This window comes from Arthrospira sp. PCC 9901, from assembly GCF_059013425.1.
Map to the genome: position 1 here is coordinate 2,706,893 of NZ_CP102296.1, position 19,640 is coordinate 2,726,532.

22 protein-coding genes and 1 tRNA gene are annotated in these 19,640 nt (G+C 45.8%); 12 read left to right on the forward strand and 11 right to left on the reverse strand.

The genetic code is table 11. The annotated features are described in order from the left end of the window. Nucleotides 1-268: 268 nt before the first annotated feature. The 5 genes from NLZ44_RS11840 to NLZ44_RS11860 form a co-directional block, all read right to left on the reverse strand. A tRNA-Pro gene (locus NLZ44_RS11840) sits at nt 269-342 on the reverse strand. A gap of 48 nt (nt 343-390) precedes the next feature. Beyond that, complete coding sequence (locus tag NLZ44_RS11845) at nt 391-756, reverse strand: DUF1818 family protein (RefSeq protein WP_006625089.1); 366 nt, start codon at nt 754-756, stop codon at nt 391-393. A gap of 12 nt (nt 757-768) precedes the next feature. Beyond that, a complete protein-coding gene (locus tag NLZ44_RS11850) occupies nt 769-1,422 on the reverse strand; it encodes a hypothetical protein (protein WP_493752875.1) in 654 nt (217 codons plus the stop codon). A gap of 6 nt (nt 1,423-1,428) precedes the next feature. Next, nucleotides 1,429-1,656 (reverse strand): DNA-directed RNA polymerase subunit omega, encoded by a 228-nt coding sequence (locus tag NLZ44_RS11855; RefSeq protein ID WP_006625091.1) that lies wholly within the window; start codon nt 1,654-1,656, stop codon nt 1,429-1,431. 16 nt (nt 1,657-1,672) lie between these two features. After that, nucleotides 1,673-2,290: a class II aldolase/adducin family protein gene (locus NLZ44_RS11860; RefSeq protein WP_493752876.1), complete on the reverse strand. Its 618-nt coding sequence runs from the start codon at nt 2,288-2,290 to the stop codon at nt 1,673-1,675. A gap of 212 nt (nt 2,291-2,502) precedes the next feature. Between NLZ44_RS11860 and NLZ44_RS11865 the strand changes: the two genes are divergently transcribed. The 3 genes from NLZ44_RS11865 (at nt 2,503) to NLZ44_RS11875 (ending at nt 4,951) form a co-directional block, all read left to right on the forward strand. After that, nucleotides 2,503-2,898 (forward strand): RidA family protein, encoded by a 396-nt coding sequence (locus NLZ44_RS11865; protein ID WP_493752877.1) that lies wholly within the window; start codon nt 2,503-2,505, stop codon nt 2,896-2,898. 219 nt (nt 2,899-3,117) lie between these two features. Beyond that, the gene (locus NLZ44_RS11870; protein WP_493752878.1) at nt 3,118-4,446 is read left to right on the forward strand and encodes a S8 family serine peptidase; all 1,329 of its coding nucleotides are present in this window, start codon (nt 3,118-3,120) and stop codon (nt 4,444-4,446) included. 166 nt (nt 4,447-4,612) lie between these two features. Then, nucleotides 4,613-4,951 carry a DNA primase gene (locus NLZ44_RS11875; RefSeq protein WP_493752879.1) on the forward strand — a complete coding sequence of 113 codons (339 nt, stop codon included), beginning with the start codon at nt 4,613-4,615 and terminating at the stop codon, nt 4,949-4,951. A gap of 14 nt (nt 4,952-4,965) precedes the next feature. Here the strand turns inward: NLZ44_RS11875 and NLZ44_RS11880 are convergent, their stop codons facing one another. From NLZ44_RS11880 to NLZ44_RS11890, 3 genes are all read right to left on the reverse strand, one after another. Then, entirely contained in the window at nt 4,966-6,984 is a 2,019-nt protein-coding gene (locus NLZ44_RS11880; protein WP_493752880.1) for an adenylate/guanylate cyclase domain-containing protein, read from the reverse strand. Between the two features lie 66 nt (nt 6,985-7,050). Further along, nucleotides 7,051-7,698 (reverse strand): PspA/IM30 family protein, encoded by a 648-nt coding sequence (locus NLZ44_RS11885; protein WP_493752881.1) that lies wholly within the window; start codon nt 7,696-7,698, stop codon nt 7,051-7,053. A gap of 223 nt (nt 7,699-7,921) precedes the next feature. Next, nucleotides 7,922-9,169, reverse strand: coding sequence for a hypothetical protein (locus NLZ44_RS11890; protein WP_493752882.1), 1,248 nt, complete (start codon nt 9,167-9,169; stop codon nt 7,922-7,924). Between the two features lie 33 nt (nt 9,170-9,202). Between NLZ44_RS11890 and NLZ44_RS11895 the strand changes: the two genes are divergently transcribed. Both NLZ44_RS11895 and NLZ44_RS11900 read left to right on the forward strand, forming a co-directional pair. Further along, complete coding sequence (locus tag NLZ44_RS11895) at nt 9,203-9,802, forward strand: DciA family protein (protein ID WP_493752883.1); 600 nt, start codon at nt 9,203-9,205, stop codon at nt 9,800-9,802. A gap of 255 nt (nt 9,803-10,057) precedes the next feature. Then, entirely contained in the window at nt 10,058-10,357 is a 300-nt protein-coding gene (locus NLZ44_RS11900; protein ID WP_493752884.1) for a hypothetical protein, read from the forward strand. A gap of 11 nt (nt 10,358-10,368) precedes the next feature. Here the strand turns inward: NLZ44_RS11900 and menB are convergent, their stop codons facing one another. Both menB and purM read right to left on the reverse strand, forming a co-directional pair. Next, entirely contained in the window at nt 10,369-11,202 is an 834-nt protein-coding gene (gene menB, locus NLZ44_RS11905) for a 1,4-dihydroxy-2-naphthoyl-CoA synthase (protein ID WP_006625102.1), read from the reverse strand. 87 nt (nt 11,203-11,289) lie between these two features. Continuing rightward, the gene (purM, locus tag NLZ44_RS11910) at nt 11,290-12,315 is read right to left on the reverse strand and encodes a phosphoribosylformylglycinamidine cyclo-ligase (RefSeq protein ID WP_315640223.1); all 1,026 of its coding nucleotides are present in this window, start codon (nt 12,313-12,315) and stop codon (nt 11,290-11,292) included. Nucleotides 12,316-12,666: 351 nt separating this feature from the next. Here purM and NLZ44_RS11915 point away from each other — a divergent pair, with 351 nt between their 5' ends. The 6 genes from NLZ44_RS11915 (at nt 12,667) to NLZ44_RS11940 (ending at nt 18,451) form a co-directional block, all read left to right on the forward strand. After that, a complete protein-coding gene (locus tag NLZ44_RS11915) occupies nt 12,667-13,614 on the forward strand; it encodes a septal ring lytic transglycosylase RlpA family protein (RefSeq protein WP_006625104.1) in 948 nt (315 codons plus the stop codon). 78 nt (nt 13,615-13,692) lie between these two features. Further along, nucleotides 13,693-15,267 carry a bifunctional pantoate--beta-alanine ligase/(d)CMP kinase gene (locus NLZ44_RS11920; RefSeq protein ID WP_493752885.1) on the forward strand — a complete coding sequence of 525 codons (1,575 nt, stop codon included), beginning with the start codon at nt 13,693-13,695 and terminating at the stop codon, nt 15,265-15,267. Nucleotides 15,268-15,442: 175 nt separating this feature from the next. Continuing rightward, on the forward strand, nt 15,443-16,498 hold the full coding sequence (locus NLZ44_RS11925) for a polysaccharide deacetylase family protein (RefSeq protein WP_008051529.1): 1,056 nt from the start codon (nt 15,443-15,445) through the stop codon (nt 16,496-16,498). A 42-nt stretch (nt 16,499-16,540) separates the two neighbouring features. After that, entirely contained in the window at nt 16,541-17,002 is a 462-nt protein-coding gene (locus NLZ44_RS11930) for a molybdenum cofactor biosynthesis protein MoaE (protein WP_493752886.1), read from the forward strand. Nucleotides 17,003-17,081: 79 nt separating this feature from the next. Next, a complete protein-coding gene (locus tag NLZ44_RS11935) occupies nt 17,082-17,741 on the forward strand; it encodes a sigma-70 family RNA polymerase sigma factor (protein ID WP_493752887.1) in 660 nt (219 codons plus the stop codon). A gap of 164 nt (nt 17,742-17,905) precedes the next feature. Next, complete coding sequence (locus NLZ44_RS11940) at nt 17,906-18,451, forward strand: anti-sigma factor family protein (RefSeq protein ID WP_493752888.1); 546 nt, start codon at nt 17,906-17,908, stop codon at nt 18,449-18,451. A gap of 7 nt (nt 18,452-18,458) precedes the next feature. Here NLZ44_RS11940 and NLZ44_RS11945 read toward each other — a convergent pair whose 3' ends face one another. Further along, entirely contained in the window at nt 18,459-18,893 is a 435-nt protein-coding gene (locus NLZ44_RS11945; protein WP_493752889.1) for a gamma-glutamylcyclotransferase family protein, read from the reverse strand. 132 nt (nt 18,894-19,025) lie between these two features. Here NLZ44_RS11945 and NLZ44_RS11950 point away from each other — a divergent pair, with 132 nt between their 5' ends. Continuing rightward, on the forward strand, nt 19,026-19,625 hold the full coding sequence (locus NLZ44_RS11950) for a VOC family protein (RefSeq protein WP_493752890.1): 600 nt from the start codon (nt 19,026-19,028) through the stop codon (nt 19,623-19,625). Nucleotides 19,626-19,640: the final 15 nt, after the last annotated feature.

Below are 19,640 nucleotides of genomic sequence, written 5' to 3' on the forward strand. Positions count from 1 at the left end.
ATAGCAGTCAAGGGTGACGTTAGGAACCGATAGGCTTGCCCTTGACGGGTATCGCAAGGGAACTACCCTATCGCTTGTTTGGTTGGGGGAGTGATGTGGCTATTTGACAGATTGATTAAGTTGTGCTTGTTGACTGAGTAATCGTCCTATTGACAGAATTATTTTCCTGTGCTAGGAATGGATTGTGAGTAATATCTGAGTAATCAGGTGCGACTACCGGGTTAATTGAATTCCCGTAATCGCCCTTAGGATAAGGGTTTAAGTAAAATCGGAGCGGCGGGATTTGAACCCACGACCCCCACTACCCCAAAGTGGTGCGCTACCAAGCTGCGCTACGCCCCGATGTGCTTCACTATCATAACACACATAATCGAAATTTCCAACAACTTTTTAGAACATTTTTAAAATTTTCATGGCGGCCAGGAGTTCCGGGACTGCCTCCGGCGGCCAACTGCCCTCACAGCGCCGCCCGTTACTAAGGATAAACTCTAGGCTGTAGGCGTGGGGTACGCCTTCTAGCTGTACCCAAAGGCGATCGCTTTCAGCTTCACAGGCGAGGCGTTCGGAGTCCATAATTTCCGCAGCTATTTCACTAACGGTGTCGGCGAGTTGTCCACACAGACGACACAAATCATCTAATTCCGGTTCGGTTAACTCAACCGCCCATCCTTCTCCCCCGACTAACCCCTTAAACTCGGAGGCGTTGGGGTCCCAGCCTAACCGCCAGCCGACCCCTTTTCTCAAAATTTTGTCCATTTGTTAACTCAACTAAGGAAGCAACAATTCTGAATCTCCCGGCTGGGGAAGGCGAGGGAGGGAAAAACGGCCATTATCACCAGCATCATTTGATGGGGGAGGTATTGGCGGCGTGTCTGCTGGGGGTTGTCTTTCTGATACAGCATTAGCAGCGCTAGGATTAAATATCCTCACCAGAACATCAACTAAGGCATCCCGTTGTTGTCTATTCAAAGTGCCGATCGCCTTTTTGTCTCCCTCTAGGGGATTTTCCTGCAAAACACGAGCGCGGGGGTATTGCTCAGGCCGCATTATTTGATTAGCACCTAAATAATCAGCCAGGGTCAGTTTCCAGTCTAGGCGAAATTGGGTAGGGCGATTTTGGATATAAACGTGATAGCGAATTAGCCGATCAATTAGGGTGTTATCTTCGGCAGGTTCTCCGGTTTCGGTGGAAATGTGGTGATTTTCCTTGGGTAGGTCTGGTAAAAGCTCATATACCTGTTGCCAGACATCACGCACCCGCAACATTCCCCCTTGGGCTAATTGCGAGGACTCCTGGGGGGGAATTTGGGCGCGGGTCGGAGATTTGGTCAAAGTAGCGATCGCTGTGAATATGATCAGACTCGCCACTGCTAATGCAACGAGTCTAGGATATGGCGCGCGCCGTGTTGAACTTGGTCTCATGAAACTTTAGCGATCGACAATAATTTCCGGTTGGCTTAACTCATCGGACATTTCCACAATAGCCCGCATAACTGGCTTCATCAGGTTGTCGTCAAAATTATCAAAATCCTCGTAGCGGCACTGCTTGGCGCGTTTAGCCACCTGAACAGTAATTTTATAGCGGTTAGAGGCAGCATCAAACAGTTGTACTGCGCGACGATTAATTTCCAAAGAATCGATAGAACGTCTTTGCATAAGACTCCAACTATAGTTATCTTGTCGGATATATGTTAACCCATTGTAGCAGAACTTCCCCAGCTTCTGCCAAATTCTGACCAAAACTCAAAAAGCCGTCTTCATGTCCTCCCATGACTAAAATTCGCTGATCGGCTAGATTTTCCACCGCGAATAAACGGAACATTTCCTCTGCCATTTGCGGGGTTCCATAGGGAACATTAGGGTTAGTGGTAGGAACTTTAAACATCAATTTCTGCCAAATTTGGGGATGATGAACATGGGCGATCGCCGTAATTTGAGGTTGATGGCTATATATGGCAGCATGGGTTAAGGCTTCTGATGAGGCTTTAATCGGACCGCGACAGGTGATCCAATTTTCCTGCCAACTAAAATCGGAAACCAGGGTATAATGTTGGGGAGTTAAATGGGCTAGGTGTCCGGTTTGGGTTCCGGTAATGATAAATTCCCGAGAGTCTCCCACACGCACACTGACATTACCAAACCCAATGCCATTGTCATAGACTCCAATTAGTCCTAAAGAATATAAGCGATCGCGCCAATACATCAACTCCCCTAAGACGAGTGAGGCTAAGGGTTCAGCCTCTATCCAATTACATTGATATTTGATAACACCTTCATCAATCATAGTCAAATTATAGCTATTTTCCAGTTTACTGCCACTGTGGTAGGTTGGGGAATATTACCCGGCAATAATTCCCTCATCCAGTGATTTTATACTGTGTTGTTGATCCGGGCAATGATTCCGGCAATTTCGGGAAGATGAAAATAGAAAAAGGGGCGATCGCATATTGACGATCGGGTGTAAAATAAGTGTCAACAATAGTAGTGATAACTACCCCAAATATGAAGCGTCAAATCATCTGCACCAATCGCGCCCCGGCTCCTGTGGGGCCTTATAGCCAAGCTGTGATCGTCAATGGTATGGTATTTGTATCCGGCCAAATTGCGATCGATCCAGAAACCAATCAACTCATCGGTTCAGGAGATATTGAACAACAGACCAAACAGGTAATGGCGAACCTAGAAGCCATCCTTACCGCCGCCAAAAGCAGTTGGTCAGAAGTAGTCAAAACCACCATTTTCCTCAAGGATATGAGCCATTTTAGCAGCGTAAATGAAATTTATGCCAAATTTTTCGATTCCGAAAATGCTCCCGCTCGTGCCTGCGTAGAAGTAGCCAGATTACCCAAAGATGTACTGGTAGAAATAGACTGCATTGCCACAGTATCTGATAGCTAAAATCTCAACCTTGCCGGAAATGGTTGACGGGTGAGTGAACTTGAGGACTGACAACCACAAGAGGGAGGAACCCTTCACCCCAGATGTCACTCTCTGAGTAAACTGGGGTCAAATAGTCAAAGGGGTAGGGAATGGTTCAACCTAATCAAGGTGATCCTAAACCAGATTAGTGAACCTGTCTACCTAGGCAATTTAGATCAATTCACAGGACATAAAATAATGACCATTAACCCCAAAATTTCACCAGCTTTTGCTCCGTTTTTATCCAACACCGACCCCCAAGGGAAACAAGATGCGATCGTAATTTTCCAGGGACAATACCCCACAAATATCGCGCCGCGTGACTCTCAACAAAGATTTAATACTATCCAGCAAACCGCCACCAGTCACCAAGCCGAAGTTAATAAACTAGCAGCCAGTTATAAAAGTGCTGTCGGTCAAAACTTCAATGTATCTGCTATTGGTTCAGGTGCATTACCCATTGCTACAGTAGAAGTGACCGCAGAAACTTTACCAGCTTTAGTTGAACAGCCAGGAGTGGTAGCGGTTTTACCCAACCAAAAAATCAAATTAATTGAACCTAGCGCCATTGACTATCAACAATTACGGAGACAGGAAGAAAACAACAAATTAACCTGGGGATTAGAACTCTTAGAAATTCCCAAAATGTGGGAAAAAACCAAAGGGAAAGGAGTTACAGTATCCGTTCTCGATACGGGAGTACATGGAGATCATCCAGCCTTAAAAGACCGGGTGAAAGGGTTTGTAGTCATCGACCCTTTAGGGCGACGAATTACGGCTACCCCTTCCTTTGACGGTGGCAATCATGGAACCCACGTTTGTGGTACTGTGGCTGGTGGTAAAACGGAAAGTGGGGTTTCAATTGGTGTCGCCCCAGAAGCTGACTTACTGGCGGGAGGGGTTCTGATTGGTAATGCCACCCTGCGAACCTTAATTGAGGGTATTTCCTGGTCAATTGAGAATGGGGCAGATGTGATTAATATGTCCTTGGGTATGAGTTACTATGAGCCTCTGTTTGCTCAGGTTTTCGATATGCTGATCAATCAATATGATATTCTGCCTGTGGTGGCGGTCGGTAACGAAAATCATGGTAATACTAGCTGTCCAGGAAATGCTCATAATGCTTTCTCTATCGGCGCGGTGGAAATGCTCCCTAATTCTGAACTGGGAATTACATTTTTTAGCAGTGGCGCAAGTTTAGTATTTCCAGATGATGCTCCTAACCGCTTAGTGACTAAGCCGGATGTATCAGCCCCTGGGGCTCAGGTTTATTCGGCTGTTCCTCCCACTAAACAGGCTAATGGGTCTTTTGAGTATACTTATATGGATGGTACATCTATGGCGACTCCCCACGTGGCTGGAGTGGTGGCGCTATTGTTAGCTGCACAACCTGATGTTCCGGTGAGCAAAATTGTGGAAGTGTTGCGAGAAACCGCCGAACATCCTGGGGGAGAACAAATGCGCCCGGATAACCGTTGGGGATGGGGGTTAATTAAGCCTTGGGAAGCTCTACAAGCTCTGAAATAGGTTGAATTATCATATTAGTTAGGGGGGTTAGTTAGGGGGGGTAATTGTGATGATCCCATACGGCATAATTGGATTGACTTTGCTGGGGGTGGTGCTAGGAGATGCTAACCCAGCAGCGCTCCCCCCATTAACCCCATTAAACATTTGTATTAGGGAGAACCGCGATATGAAAATTAGCCCCGAATTTGCTGCTCGTTTGGCGCGTCTCAAGTCTCAGGAAAAAATCCGGGTTTTGGTTTTCCTCCAGGTTCCCCTATCAAATCATCAGCGATCGCCACGTCTATCTCCTGAACAGCGAAAAGCTGAAATGGTTGCTACACAAAAGGCGGCGGAAAGTTCCCTTAATCAGATTAAGCCTATTCTGAATCAGTATAATGGTAAATTACTCGCCCCAAGCCCTAGTTTACTGGGTACGATTCCCGTTGAAATAACTGTGGCTGGTGTTTATGTCCTTAGTCAATCTAATGCGGTTAAATCGATAATTGAGGATCAGGATATTAACTGATAGATAGATGGTAATCATGAGGAAATATCTACTACTGGTTTTTTCCCCAATAACCAATAAGTAGTCATCTGTCCTTTTCCTTTGATCGGAATTGGACCGCGTTCTTTAAATATATAATTCTTCTTCAGGCGATTGTAGGTTTCCTCGGTGACTTGAATAGAACCTGGTGTTCCTGATGATTCCATGCGGGAAGCAATATTAACCGCATCTCCCCATAAATCATAAATAAATTTTTTAATCCCAATTACCCCAGCTACCACGGCTCCGGTATTGATACCAATGCGAATTTGGAAGGATTCTGAACCCACTAAATAACTACCTTGAAACTGCTTCATTGCTGCTTGCATTTCTAAAGCCATATCAGCGATCGCCTCCGCATGATTATCTTGCGGTAGTGGTAAACCTCCCACCACCATATAAGCATCGCCAATGGTTTTAATCTTCTCTAATTTATGTTTCTCGGCTAGGTTATCAAAAATCGAAAACATTTCATTAAGTAAACTGACTAACTCAATGGGGTTCATCCGCGCCGATAGGGGAGTAAATCCCACAATATCAGCAAATAAAATAGTCACTTCTTCAATAGCAGAAGCTATAGCTTTTTTATTGGCTTTCAACTGGTCTGCAATAGGCTTAGGTAAAACATTAAGTAATAACTCTTCCGATCGCTCCTTTTCTTGAAGCAGCGCCGCCGTCCTTTCTAACACCCGTTGTTCTAATTCTCGGTTAGTATTTTCTAGCGCAATAAATGAATCCCGCAAATTCTGTATCATCATATTAAAGGATTCAGATAACATCCCCAATTCTCGGATCTTCTCAACTTTTACCTTTTGATTTAACTCAGCACTAGCGGTAGCATTACGAGCGCCACTAGCAATAGCACTGGAGGCTTCACTGAGGCGTAAAATCGGTTCACTAATCCATCTAGCAGTCAGAATACCCAAAATTATCGCTAACACTAACGCCATCATAAATAATAAAATTGTGATGCGGGTATTTTCATGGATCTGTTCCATAAAATCCGCTTCGGGAACCACCACCACAATTAACCAATCAATTCCCCTAGGGTCAATCATGGGAGTTACCTGGACAAACTCTCGCCGACTATTAACATAAAAACTGAGGCGTTCGTGATTATTTATTTGACTAATATCATCCAATTTATTAGCTAAATATCGGGCAGTTTCTCTGGTCATTATGTCACTGCTCTCGACTGCCAAAATTCTTTCAGTATCGCGATTTTCTTCGTCAGTAATAAAGGTTTTTTCTAGGGTAGAAGTTCCCACTAAATAACCATTACGTTCCACAATAAATGTTTGTCCGGTTTTGCCAATTTCCAAGGTACCGAGAAACTCACTAATTCGCTTTAAAGTTAGGTCACTGCTGGCTACACCTAGTAAATTTCCTTCCGGATCATTAATTGGTCGATTAGCAGAAACCACTAAGGCTTGGGAGCCAAAATACCCATAAATCTCACTCCAAACTGGCTTACCCGCCTCCACTGCGACCAGATACCAAGGTCTAGATCTAGGATCATAATTATCGCGGGAACTCACCAACTCAGTTCGGTTTCCCTGATCATCTGTTAACCATTTTTCTAACTGACGATTAGTGCTATCAGCTAAAATATCAAATTCAATAGAACCATCATCATAGCGTCCCGCGCCAATATAATCCCCCGTTTCCATACCCATACCAATATAGCTGGCGGTGGGGAACTGCTGTAATTGTGTCCATAGATAGCGTTCTAGTGCAGGAATGTTATTTATGGAAATTAACCCTTGATTGATAGCATCAACATTAATTTGATTAATCAGGTGAGGAGTTTCCAGATAGGTATTCATTTCGTGTTTAATCCGGTTACTAACCTCAACTTGTAACTGGGTAGCTAGGTCATTAATCGCGCGGGTTCTATTCCGATAAGACAACCATCCTGTTAATCCGAAAGCTATGGTAATTTGTAGCAAAAAAGGGACAATTAAGACTAGACGTAAAGATAACTTGGGTATAGGGGGGATAATAAATAAGCGCATGATTGATTAGTAGTGCCTCCCAAGATGTCTAAACTGAACCCGTGAAATATTGATAGGATTTTATGGTCAATGCGATCGCCATCGGATTTGAGCTTTCATAGCATTTAACTCAGCTTCAATTTCGGCATCAGAATAGTTATCATAGCTGTATTCATCTCCCCGGCTGATTAATTCTGGCGATCGCACTTCTAATTCAATAGCTCGCTCCTCAAGGCGGTCTATAATCCTAGTATAATCAAGGCTTTCCTCCATTTCATTCAAACGTTGGTAAGCCTCCAGAGAATAGGATCTAGACCGATACAGATCCCGCTTAGTTTTAGCATTAGCTGCACGCTCCGAGAGTTCTCGTAAATTAGATTTAAGTTGTGCCAAAATTTGTTGCTGTATCTGCAACTGTTCTTGCATCTGACTAGCTGTATGTAAGTAAGATTTCCTTCTAATTAGAGCCTCCCGTGCTACCGATTCAGAACCCTTTTTCAGACCCAACTGAGCCCTTTTGTGCCACTCCTGGGCACTTTTTTCAGCATCAATATAATCCTGTTCTATTTGTTTTTGGGTGCTACGGGTATCAGCTATGATCTGTCGTAGTTGAACTAGATCTGACTGCATTTGGTCTATAGCTTCCTTGAGCAGTTGGTCAGGATCTTTAGTTTGGTTAAATAGGCGGCTAACATGGGAGCCAACCATCTGCCAAACTTGATTCAGGAGTTGCATTTATTATGACCTGAAAAGGTGAACACTTGACCAATATTCAGAGATGGTCAACGGACAGGCGCGAAGCATGATACTATCCACAGATAGCAGCAATACCTAGCAGGTTAACCTGTCCTTATTGTAGCCTTTCGTTCCCCGAAAATGATCAGCAATTAAGTGGGTTCTACTGGTATTAATACCTCGGAGTTACCAGGAGGGGTTATCATGTGAACCATGGTTAAGATTACTCTCCTGGTGATGGGGTATCAAATTGAACGGCAATTCCTGCGGATCGTAATTCTTCAGCGAGGAGTTTAGCCGATTCCGCATCACCCAAAGCACCCATTTGAATTTTGACACCTGTTTTAAATCTGCGGATGTAGGCATCAGGAACCACTCCGCGCACTGTTTCTAGCTTGGCATCATTGTCGTAATCTGTTACCACATAATAGAATCCATCTTCAGCCCTAACAGGATTAGCATTAACCTGGGTGGGAGTATTAGCTTGGGGGGGAGTATTAGCTTGGGGGGTTGTTCCGCCTGCGGGTGCGGGTGCGGGTGCGGGTGCGGGTGCGGGTGCGGGTGCGGGTGCGGGTGCGGGTGCGGGTGCGGGTGCGGGTGCGGGTGTCGGTGCGACAGGTTGAGGTAAAAGTTCCTGGGATAAGTTATTAAGTCCGGGACCAGTGGGAATCACTACGGACGGAGATGGAGCGGGAGGAACTGTTGCGCCGCCATCTAGTGGAGTGGTTTGGGGTGCAGTGGTAGGGGGGTTAGGATTAGGATTGATGGTACTGAGGGTATTAAGATCTAATTCAACAAACTCCTGGGTAGCCAGGTTAGGAGATGTTGGTTCTACTCTGTTGGTATCCATTGGCTCAGAAGTAGGAGTCTGTGAATCCCTAAACAGACGATTGAAGCCTAGTATTTGCAAGCCGGCACCACCTGTGACGACATAGCCTAAAATGGCACTAGAAATAAACAGCAGCAGCATAGAGACCATCCCCAAGGGGGTAAATAATCTATTAGTCCAACTTTGACTGCGTTGCTGTTTTCTATATTCGGCACGTTTTTCGATGCTGCTAATCAGTTTTTCGGTCGATTCCAGGTAGCCTAACGGTGAGGTGGCGCTTGAGGTTTCGACGCTGGAACCATTGCCGTTGGCTGTTGTTTGGTTTTGGCTATGGGGAACAATGGGAGCGGGTTCTGGTAAGACGACTGATTCCCAGCCTGTGGGGGGGCGCTGTGGTTCTGCTTGACTTGCGGGTAATTCTGGAGTTCTGACAGGAGGAGCGATCGCACCTGGAAATGATTGCGATTGGTTATTAGATGACTCCCTAGGCTGCTGATTATCGGATTGAGATTGCCGTCTATATCGGCGATAGCGGGTTAGTTCCTGCTCTAGTTTTACGTCTAGGCTTTCCAAAACCGATTGGAGGACTGGTTGTAGTTGGGGGGGGGAGGAGGTAGTTTTAATTTGAGAAGATTGGCTCATAACAAAATTCCTGGAAAATGGGGTTGATTTTAATTGAACTTTGAATCCATTGATCAGATTATAAGTACCTTTGCTGACCGGATTTTAACCCCGGAACAACAGCAGTTTCAGCTAGTAGTTAGCCATTGGCCTGATGTGGTCGGAAAATCAGCACAGGCTCATACTCGACCCATAACGATTTACCGAAATATTTTGCAGGTAGCTACTTCTAGCGCGGCTTGGACTCAGGAGCTCACCTTCAGGCGTAAGCAAATTGTCCGACACCTAAATCAGTGGCTGTGTGATCCTTTGCATGATATCAAGTTTTCCACGGCTCAGTGGTCTGATGGGTCTTATCTATTGGCCGCGGGTGCTTTGACGGAAAGGACAGATATTCAACAACATCCCAGCACTATCCCGGTTAATGGGGAATTTGGGACTATTGAGCAGAGGGGATCTGAGGATGTGGCTGCACCGAAAACGCCGATCGCTGCTTTTGAAATTTGGGCTAGTAAAATCCAAAGGCGATCGCAACATTGGCCCCTATGTCCTCGATGTCAATCCCCCACCCCTCCCGGTGAACTACAACGCTGGTCTGTTTGTCATATTTGCTTTGCCGAACTCCTGACAGCTGATAAATGCCAAGACGAATAGGGGATGCAATCAATTAGCGTTGATCCCCAATTGGTTTTGATGGCTTTAGACTTGATCCCCGATACTTTACATTTCTTTAACAAATTAGCTAAGTTTGTATCTATATATGAAGAGAATATAAAACAATTATAAAGTTTCCTGAACGATAAAAACGGATTCTAAGGCATACTGGATAAGGGATGACGGATTCTAGGCAGGGATCAAGGATATACGACAATATAGGTATTGGATCATTCTTTAGCGAGGAAGCCTGCTATGGGAGCTTCAAACCTGTTAACGTCTGCTTGTCGTTGTTGTCAACACTACACTCCCGAGGGGAGACGTGGCGGGCTATGCCATCAACTCCACGTTCCGGTTCAGGGTCGTTGGAAAGCGTGTCCCCTAGCACTTCCCGCCTTTGCACCTTCTTGGGAAACGGTGGATACAGTAATCCATCTGAACCAAAACCTCCCGACCCTACGAGAAGCAATGGTGGGAGACTTCCCAAATATAACTGCAACTCACCCAGAATTAGAGTCTTCAAGGGAGCAACCCAGAGAAGCGATCGCTGTTTAGCGCGAAAGCGGTCAAGGAAGCCATGGATACTGACGAAAATCTGGTTTTCGTTTTTCCAAAAACGCCTGTTTTCCCTCGGCTCCTTCCTCAGTCATATAATACAACAAAGTGGCATTCCCTGCCAACTCCTGTAACCCCGCCTGACCATCACAGTCAGCATTGAAAGCGGATTTCAAACAGCGAATAGCGATCGGGCTTTTTTCCAAAATCTCCAACGCCCATGTGACCCCTTCAGCCTCAAGCTGATCAACGGGAACGACACAGTTAACTAAACCCATATCTAAGGCTTGTTGGGCATTATACTGCCGACAGAGAAACCAAATTTCCCGCGCTTTTTTCTGACCGACAACACGAGCCATATAACTCGCCCCAAAGCCGCCGTCAAAACTGCCAACTTTCGGCCCAGTTTGACCAAAAATGGCGTTATCAGCGGCTATAGTTAAATCACAAATGAGATGGAGAACATGACCACCGCCGATCGCATAACCTGCTACCAGGGCGATAACGACTTTAGGCATTGATCTAATTAGGCGTTGGAGGTCGAGAACATTGAGACGGGGGACACCGATATCATCAATATAACCAGCTTCTCCGCGCACAGTCTGATCGCCGCCGGAACAAAAGGCATATTTGCCATCTGTATGGGGACCAGCCCCGGTAAACAGAACCACACCGATCGCCTGATCTTCCCTGGCATCTGTAAAAGCATCATACAGTTCAAATACCGTTTTCGGGCGAAAAGCATTGCGCTTATCCGGGCGGTTAATGGTAATTTTGGCGATTCCGTCCGCCTTACAATAAAGAATATCTTGGTAAGTTTTAGCGGTCTGCCATTGAATGGACATTGCTTTGCTAAGGTCGCTTTGGTATTTGATGGCGAAATATCATTGTATCTCAAAGGAGCTTTTTTTTAGCCAAAACTTCTCCTGTTGCTATTCCAAACCAATTAATTCTCGATTTCCAGGGACGACCTCCCCGACGGTATAACTAGGGATATGGTGTGATTGAAAGAATGCGATCGCCTCTGAGGCGTGATCGGGTGGGACAAAAACGACAAAGCCAATACCCATATTAAAAGTTTCCCACATAGCACTTTGGGGAACATCTCCCAATTCCGCCAACCAGGTAAAAATGGGAGGAATCGGCCAACTGTGGGGAATCATGCGAATAGCAGCATTTTCCGGAATAGCTCGGGGCAAATTTTCCGGTAGTCCTCCGCCAGTAATATGAGCCATACCATGAATAGGTAAACCCTTAGCAATAGCATTCAGAATAGGTTTGACATAAATGCGGGTGGGAGTCAAACAGACCTGGCCAACAGTTTGACCCTCAAATTGAGTAGGGCGGTCATTCCAATCAATTTGGCGATCGGCGATAATCTTACGAACGAGACTAAAGCCATTACTATGGAGACCACTACTAGCTAAAGCGATCGCCACATCTGCGATTTTCACCTGACTACCATCAAGTAACTGTTGCTTTTCGACAATACCGACACAAAACCCAGCCACGTCATACTCACCTGGGTGATAGAATCCCGGCATCTCGGCCGTTTCTCCCCCCAGTAAAGCACATCCAGCTTGTTGACAACCGGTAGCTATTCCGGTGACCACCTGGGTTAATTGTTCTGGTTCTAGTTTTCCGGTAGCCAGATAATCGAGAAAAAACAGAGGTTCCGCACCACAGGTCAACACATCATTAACACACATAGCCACCAAATCAATACCGATAGTATCGTGGCGGTCAACAGCATGAGCGATCTTTAGCTTAGTACCCACACCATCAGTACCAGATACCAGGACAGGTTGACGGTAGCCTGTGGGTAACTCCAAGCAGCCGCCAAAACCCCCTAAACCACCCAATACTTCTGGGCGATAAGTTCCCTGTACCAGATCGCGGATACGGTTAACAAAATCCCGACCCGCTACCACATCAACACCAGCTTCTCGATAATCCATAATTGATTGTTGTTTTTTTGTGTTCAGGCTTGGCCCGCGAACTCTCCTATAAGGCTTATAAGAAACTTTAATACTTTTTGGAACCACTTAGTATTGCGTCAGTAGAAATTACCCCAAGTCTTGATGACCGGGAATTTGGGCCGGAACCAAACTGTCCAGTTTGTCAGTCCGACGGCAAACTATGCCCCCAGACTAGATCCCCAAATAGAAAAGTTCGTGCTAGTGTGTTGCAGTTCCTTCAACCCAAGCGAACAGGAAATTGAGTAGCGATGACTATGGGGGTGTCATAGCCTGCCATGTAGGGTCTAAGTCAATTTCAGTTCAAACGTGGTTGTTTCATATAGAAGATTTATGAACGCAAAACCTTGGAGTGGTCTAGTTTCTTTACTGGTTCTATCAGTTTGCGCGCCAGCTTATGCTGAAATTGAATGCGATCGCCTTTTATGTCCAGAAAGTGATGGGAGAAGCCATGTTGAGCAATTAGCCAGATCACAGGGGAACATCACCCAAATTGAAACCCATGAATTAGACGACAAACAAGCTGCAACCCTCTTCGTTCGTAATATCCCCGTTCTCACCTTTGTTCAAAACCCCTCAGAAACGACAGCCCGCCCCATCAACTATCAATCTGTCAATGTAGCTGAGAGTTCAACTGGTAATTTAATAGTGGCTTACCCCACACAAGCCAGCGATCCAGTCGCTAGAGCCAATAATGTCGCGGTCAAAATTAATCAGATCAGTCGAGACAATATTGATGCAGATACCATCAGAGTCCGATGGAATGATCAGGAAAAAAATTATGTGATCCAAGTAGGTGAGGAAAAATTAGTAGCCATTGATGGTAATACTATCCTCCCCGACAATACCCGTGATCTGGCTACAGATGCACTACAAGCTACTAACCGCCTGCGGAGACAGGTAGGTAATGCGCCACCCCTCAGCGACATTGAAGGAAGACCAGAGCCGGAAGTGACTACAGTAGCTGTGCGTTCTGTGGCTAATCGTCTCCAGGGTTGGGCTTCTTGGTATGGTCCTGGTTTTCATGGGAACCGCACGGCTAATGGTGAACGCTACAACCAATATGCTATGACTGCGGCTCACCGTTATTTACCTTTTGGTACAGAAGTCCGTGTTACCAATCAGCATAACGGTCGTTCTGTGGTGGTGAGAATTAATGACCGAGGCCCATTTATCGGAGGCCGGATTATTGACTTGTCTGCTGGAGCAGCACAGGCGATCGGTATGATTAGCAGTGGGGTGGCTCCGGTAACGGTGGAGGTGATCACGCCAGCTAATTAAGGTGGATGGTGCTGTTCCCTATACAATGAAGGGAATGATTGATATTAGGGTGCAATTATTGCACCCACAACTACTTTTATGCGCCTGTTTACAACTGTTGCGGCTTGGCGATCGTATTCCCAAGCCTGCCATAATCGGCAAATAGGTTTAGTCCCCACTATGGGGGGTTTACATTCAGGACATTTGAGCTTAATTCGTCAGGCTCGTAATGGCTCTGATCTAGTGGTGGTTAGCATCTTTGTTAACCCCCTACAATTTGGACCTAGGGAAGATTTCCAAAAGTACCCCCGTAATTTGGAGGCGGATTTAGCACTTGGTCGGGAAAATGGGGTTGATGTGGTATTTGCTCCGTCGGTTGAGGAGATTTATGGCTCTGAGGAGACGGGAAACACAGAAACTGGCTTATCTCAACAAACTTGTGTGATTGTCCCTGACTCGCTCACGTCCCGGCTGTGTGGTGCATCCCGTCCGGGACATTTTCAGGGGGTGACAACTATTGTGGCTAAATTGTTTAATTTAATTCAACCCAACCGCGCCTATTTTGGTCAGAAAGATGCTCAACAAGTGGCGGTAATTAGGCGCATGGTGGCGGATTTGAATTGGCCGATTGAGATTGTGGCCTGTCCGATTATTCGAGAGGCTTCGGGACTGGCTTATAGTTCCCGTAATCAGTATTTGACACGGGAACAGAAACAGCAAGCTACAGTTTTATATAAGGCTTTGCAGGCGGCGGGGCGGCGATGCGGTGAGGGAGTGCGATCGCGTGCGGGTCTGCTACAGGCGGCGCAGGAAATTCTGGCGAGAGTGCCGGGCGTGAAGCTAGAATATTTGGAACTGGTTGCGCCAGATACTTTAGTTCAATTGGAAACTGTTGAGGAAATAGGACTTTTGGCGATCGCCGCCTCTGTGGGAAATACTCGTTTGATTGATAATATTATGCTCAATACTCGCCAGCCTATTGTGGCGATCGATGGCCCGGCCGGAGCGGGTAAGTCTACTGTTACCCGTCATATTGCACAACTTTTAAATTTGATGTACCTTGATACGGGAGCGATGTATCGCGCTATTACCTGGAAGGTGCTTGAGTCTCAAATATCTGTGGATGATGAACCGGCGATCGCTGAGTTGGTTAGTGGTTCACGGATTGAGTTGATTCCTGATCAAGATCAAATTAGGGTTTTGATAGATGGGTCTGATGTGACTGAGGCGATCCGTACCCAGGAAGTTACCCGCAATGTATCGGCGATCGCTGCTCAGGTGGCAGTCCGTCATGGTCTCGTTAAACAACAACAGCAGTTAGGTCGTCGGGGCGGTTTGGTGGCGGAAGGACGGGATATTGGCACTCATGTTTTCCCCGATGCTGAGTTGAAAATTTTTCTGACTGCATCTGTGGAAGAACGAGCCAAGCGTCGCTATCTGGAATTACAACAAAAGGGTGATTTCAATACCAATTTAGAAGAGATTAAACAGGACATTATCCGACGGGATGAATTAGATAGTAACCGAACTATTGCTCCACTGCGAAAGGCAGTTGATGCGATCGAACTTAGTACCGATGGACTAAGTATTGAGCAAGTTACTAATGAAATTGTTAGGTTATATACAGAACATCTGAAAAATGATGATGATGCTGACTCCAGTAATGGGGTTTAAGGGAGAGCCGAGATAGAGCTACTGTCTCAGGGATTGAACTTATCTAAAATTCCGGTGAATCTGCTGGGATTAGCGTAATCTGTAGTAACCTAGGGTAATTGTAGATCAATTTCCCCAATAATAACTACCTAGTGAAAATTAACAGAAAATTTAATTGGTGTGAAGGAGATATGACGTGGTTCAGCCTTACTACAGAGTATATCGTCGCCAACAAAGAGTTTTAACTCTGGCAATATTGGCAGCATTAAGTAGTTTTGTGATGGGTGTAGCTTTACCTTGGACTTTACATATAGACCGGGAAGCGAGAGTTACATATCAGCCGCCAATAAGTCAGCAAGTAGCGGCTGAGAGACAGACACAAGGAGAGGTAGAAAACTCTAATAATTCAAGACAGCTACCTGTCCCTAATTTAGGAATACCTGGGGTCAAACTGGCTCTAACTCAAAGGTTACAATCAACACAAAGCGCCTTGAACGAGTTAGAAAATGAACGCTTTACTTTTTCGGTTCCTCAACGATTCCAAGGAACTACTATAAAAGAGGTTAATTTGCCACCAGAACGGAAAGTTATTGCTCTGACTTTTGATGATGGTCCTTGGCCGCGAACGACGGAACAGGTTTTAGATATTCTCAGAAAAAATAATATTAAGGCGACTTTTTTCTTAATTGGGGCGGCTTTGAATAATAACAAGGAGATTGCCAAAAAAGTAGCAGATGAAGGTCATGCGTTAGCTAATCATACCTGGAACCACCGTTACCATAAAGTAAGTCAGGCGGAAGCAGCGAAGGAGATTAATAGTACAGGGGATTTAATTGAGGAGGTGACAGGAACTAAAACGGCTCTATTTCGACCGCCGGGGGGGGTAATGACTAATGGTTTGGTTGAGTATGTTCATAGCCAAAATCAAGCTAATATTATGTGGTCTGTGGACTCAGCGGATTGGCGATCGGGTACAGATGCGATCGCTCGTAATGTTTTAACTCAAGCCAAACCCGGTGGCATTGTACTGATGCACGATGGAGGCGGGAACCGTGCGCCTACAGTAGCGGCTCTCCCCAGAATTATTGCGGAATTGAAACGGCAGGGTTATGAGTTTGTAACAATACCGGAACTGTTGGAAATTGCGGATGAGTATATGAGTGATGAAGATATCGCCAGCCAGGAACAAAAGGCTCGAGAAATGTCGGAGAGTGACGAAATGCCGATGTATCAATCCCCTTTACCTTATTAGAAGATCCTGATTAACATTGCCGAAGATGGAAATAATTAAACAATGAACCTGTATTCTTTACCAACTCAGTCAGATTTTGCCATTTCCCTAGGGCAGTTGTCCCTGGAAGATGTTTATAATCTGGTGGACGATCCGGCCAATGGTGCGATCGTGGTAATGAGTGGCATGGTTCGCAATCAAACGGACGGCAAACCGGTTAAGTCCTTGGAATATCAAGCCTATCAGCCCATGGCGCTGCGGGTGTTCCAGGAAATTTCTGAACAGATTAAAACTCAATGGCCTGATGTAACGCGGGTGGTTATACAGCACCGGATCGGACATCTACAGATTGGGGATATTAGTGTATTGGTGGCCGTGGGTTGTCCTCACCGCCGAGAGGCTTTTGAGGCTTGCCAGTATGCCATTGATACCCTAAAGCATAATGCCCCGATTTGGAAAAAGGAACATTGGGTTGACGGATCGAGTAGTTGGGTTAGTATTGGCTTATGTGAAGCTACCTGCTAACCAGATGAACATTAGGAACTTAATCCGTTCATGTCGCGTCAAACATCAACAGCCTGCCTCAATACGCAAATTTGAAACCATGATCAGTCAATTTGTACCCCTATCCTGGTCTTCCGGGTCGGCAACCGCTCCCGAAGTTAAATTATCTCCTGAAAAGCTGTCGAACTATGATCTAGTTCTACGGTGTCAGGAAGGCTTGCAGCCAGACCGTATTGCCTTTACAGAACTATTACGCCGCTATCAGTCCCATGTGGATAAGATTCTGTTTCACCTAGCGCCTGATTGGCAAGATCGGGCGGATTTGGCCCAAGAAATATGGATTCGAGTTTACCGCAATATTAAACGACTACAGGAACCTGCTAAGTTTCAAGGGTGGTTGAGCCGGATTGCGACTAATTTATTTTATGATGAACTGCGGAAACGGAAACGGGTGAGACCGGCTTTGTCTCTCGATGCTCCTCGTACTGTTGATGATGGGGAGATGGAATGGGAATTGCCAGCAGATCGTCCTGGTCCTGATGAGGATTTAGCGACTAGAGAGTTTTATGATCATCTACAAGAGGCGATCGCTGATTTGCCCGAGGTGTTCCGCACTACTATTGTGCTGCGGGAAATTCAAGGCCTAGCTTATGAGGAAATTGCGGAAATTACGGGAGTTTCTTTAGGAACTGTTAAGTCTCGCATTGCTAGGGCGCGTCAGCGGTTACAATCTCAACTACAACCTTATCTAAATGATTAGTTGAGATGATGACTAATTCCGTTTGGAGGGAATATAATAGGAAGTTAATGGTCAGAAACCGGCGGTCTGTTGATTTTTGTGGCTCTACATTTTCTCCCCGATTAAATTCAAAAAGGTTGGACCGTTGGTTTCGATTTCTGCTTGCGTTTTAGGGGGGTGTCCCAATGAAGTCTAACCATGACGATCGCTTAGGTAATTTGAATCCGAATTGGCATCCTGAGTCCCAGGGAGAAGGGAGTTGGGATGAACCAATGTATTATGAGCTACTTTCAGCCTATATTGATGGTGAGGCGACACCAGCAGAACGCCGCCAGGTTCAGCAGCGGTTGGATATTGATCGCCAATATAAGGCGGCTTATTTGCAAATGATGCAACTGCGATCGCGTTGGCACTCAATGCCGGGGCCGAAAAATACTGAATCCGCCCAACAGTTGGCTGGTGCTGTGTTCAACCAGGTTGAACGCCGGAATAATTTGATGGTGGTCAGTGGTGGGGGGGCGATCGCCGCTCTGTTTTTGGCGGTTTTAGCGAGTTGGGCTCCCACAGGTGGGGGTGGTACTCTCTTTGCTCAGTTGAACCGGGTGGAGTCGGAACCACTACAAATTGCTCTGAATGAGCCTTTGCTACCCATTGTCAACCCAGAGGCGGTTAGTTTGACCATAGATCAACCGCTGATTGTGATTCCTAAAGGTCCCATAGCTCACCCCTAGGTTAATTCTAGCTGGGTTTCCAGTCACCACAGGGAATCAAGACTCCCTGAAAGGAGCTAACTACTTGGGGATACATGAAATAAGCCCAGGTCTCACGCAGAGGTTTTAGATCTGGGGTGTAGGTGAGAATGCGGCGGCGTTGATATTGGTTTTGCTCCGGTGGGCGATCGCTTTGGTAGTCTTCCAGGCGATCGAGGTCGGCGAGAAGGCTGGGGTCTGTGAAGGATAGGATAACTCCAGATACCCAGCGCGTCCCTGTGGTCATGGCTGGATAACCTAGGGAGAGGGAATATAATTCACCTAGGGCGCACGCTGGTAATTCCTCTATGGTGCGTCCGAGACAGTAACGGTTGTAATTGAACTCGCCGGGTTTGAGACTCCCGTAGACAAATACATCGATGAGATCATTTATGCGATCGTTTTCGGTGACTGTGAGTTTCATCGCCTGCAAAAATTTTTGTTAAGATAATCACTAAATCTGGAATAGGCCTGAAAGCGTTATCAGTTATGTTGCACCCGCAACCTTTCATAGCTACAGCTATCCAGTTCAGTTCTTTATGTTCTATTATCGTTCATGGTTTTAGCCACTAGCATTATAGAAAATTTCCTACCGCATCCACTGCCCCTAGGTGCTTTTTTACCAGAATTGGGCCTCGACAGCATTTTCTCAACTCAGGGGGTAATGGTGATGCTACTGGCCGCTTATGCTGTCGCTATGTGGATGTTCCTGACTAGCGCCCCCAAGGTTCATACCATTATGGTCACTGACTTAAATATGGCCAGACAGTTTTATGAGGGGTTGCTAAATTTGCCTGTGGCTGATGTTCCCCTACACTACTACTATAATTATGAGCAAACTTTGGGGGCTACTGGCATCGATCCTTTGTATCTTTCCACTAACATATCAACTGCTAATAACCAAGATTTAGGGGCTTCTGATGGCTTGTGGTATCAGTTGATGAAAAATACACAACTTCATATTATCAGTGGTGCTAGTTATGGTCCGAAAAATCGCCATCGCCATGTTTGTTTTGATCGCGATTGTTTAGACCAAATTTTGATGCGGGTACAAACCCAAGCCCTCAAGTTTAAAATCCGCAGTGAAAGACCTCTAAATTTTTTGGTGAAGGATTTGGATGGACGGGTGTTAGAGTTTTCTGAGGTAAAAAACTAACCCGTAAATAGCCAT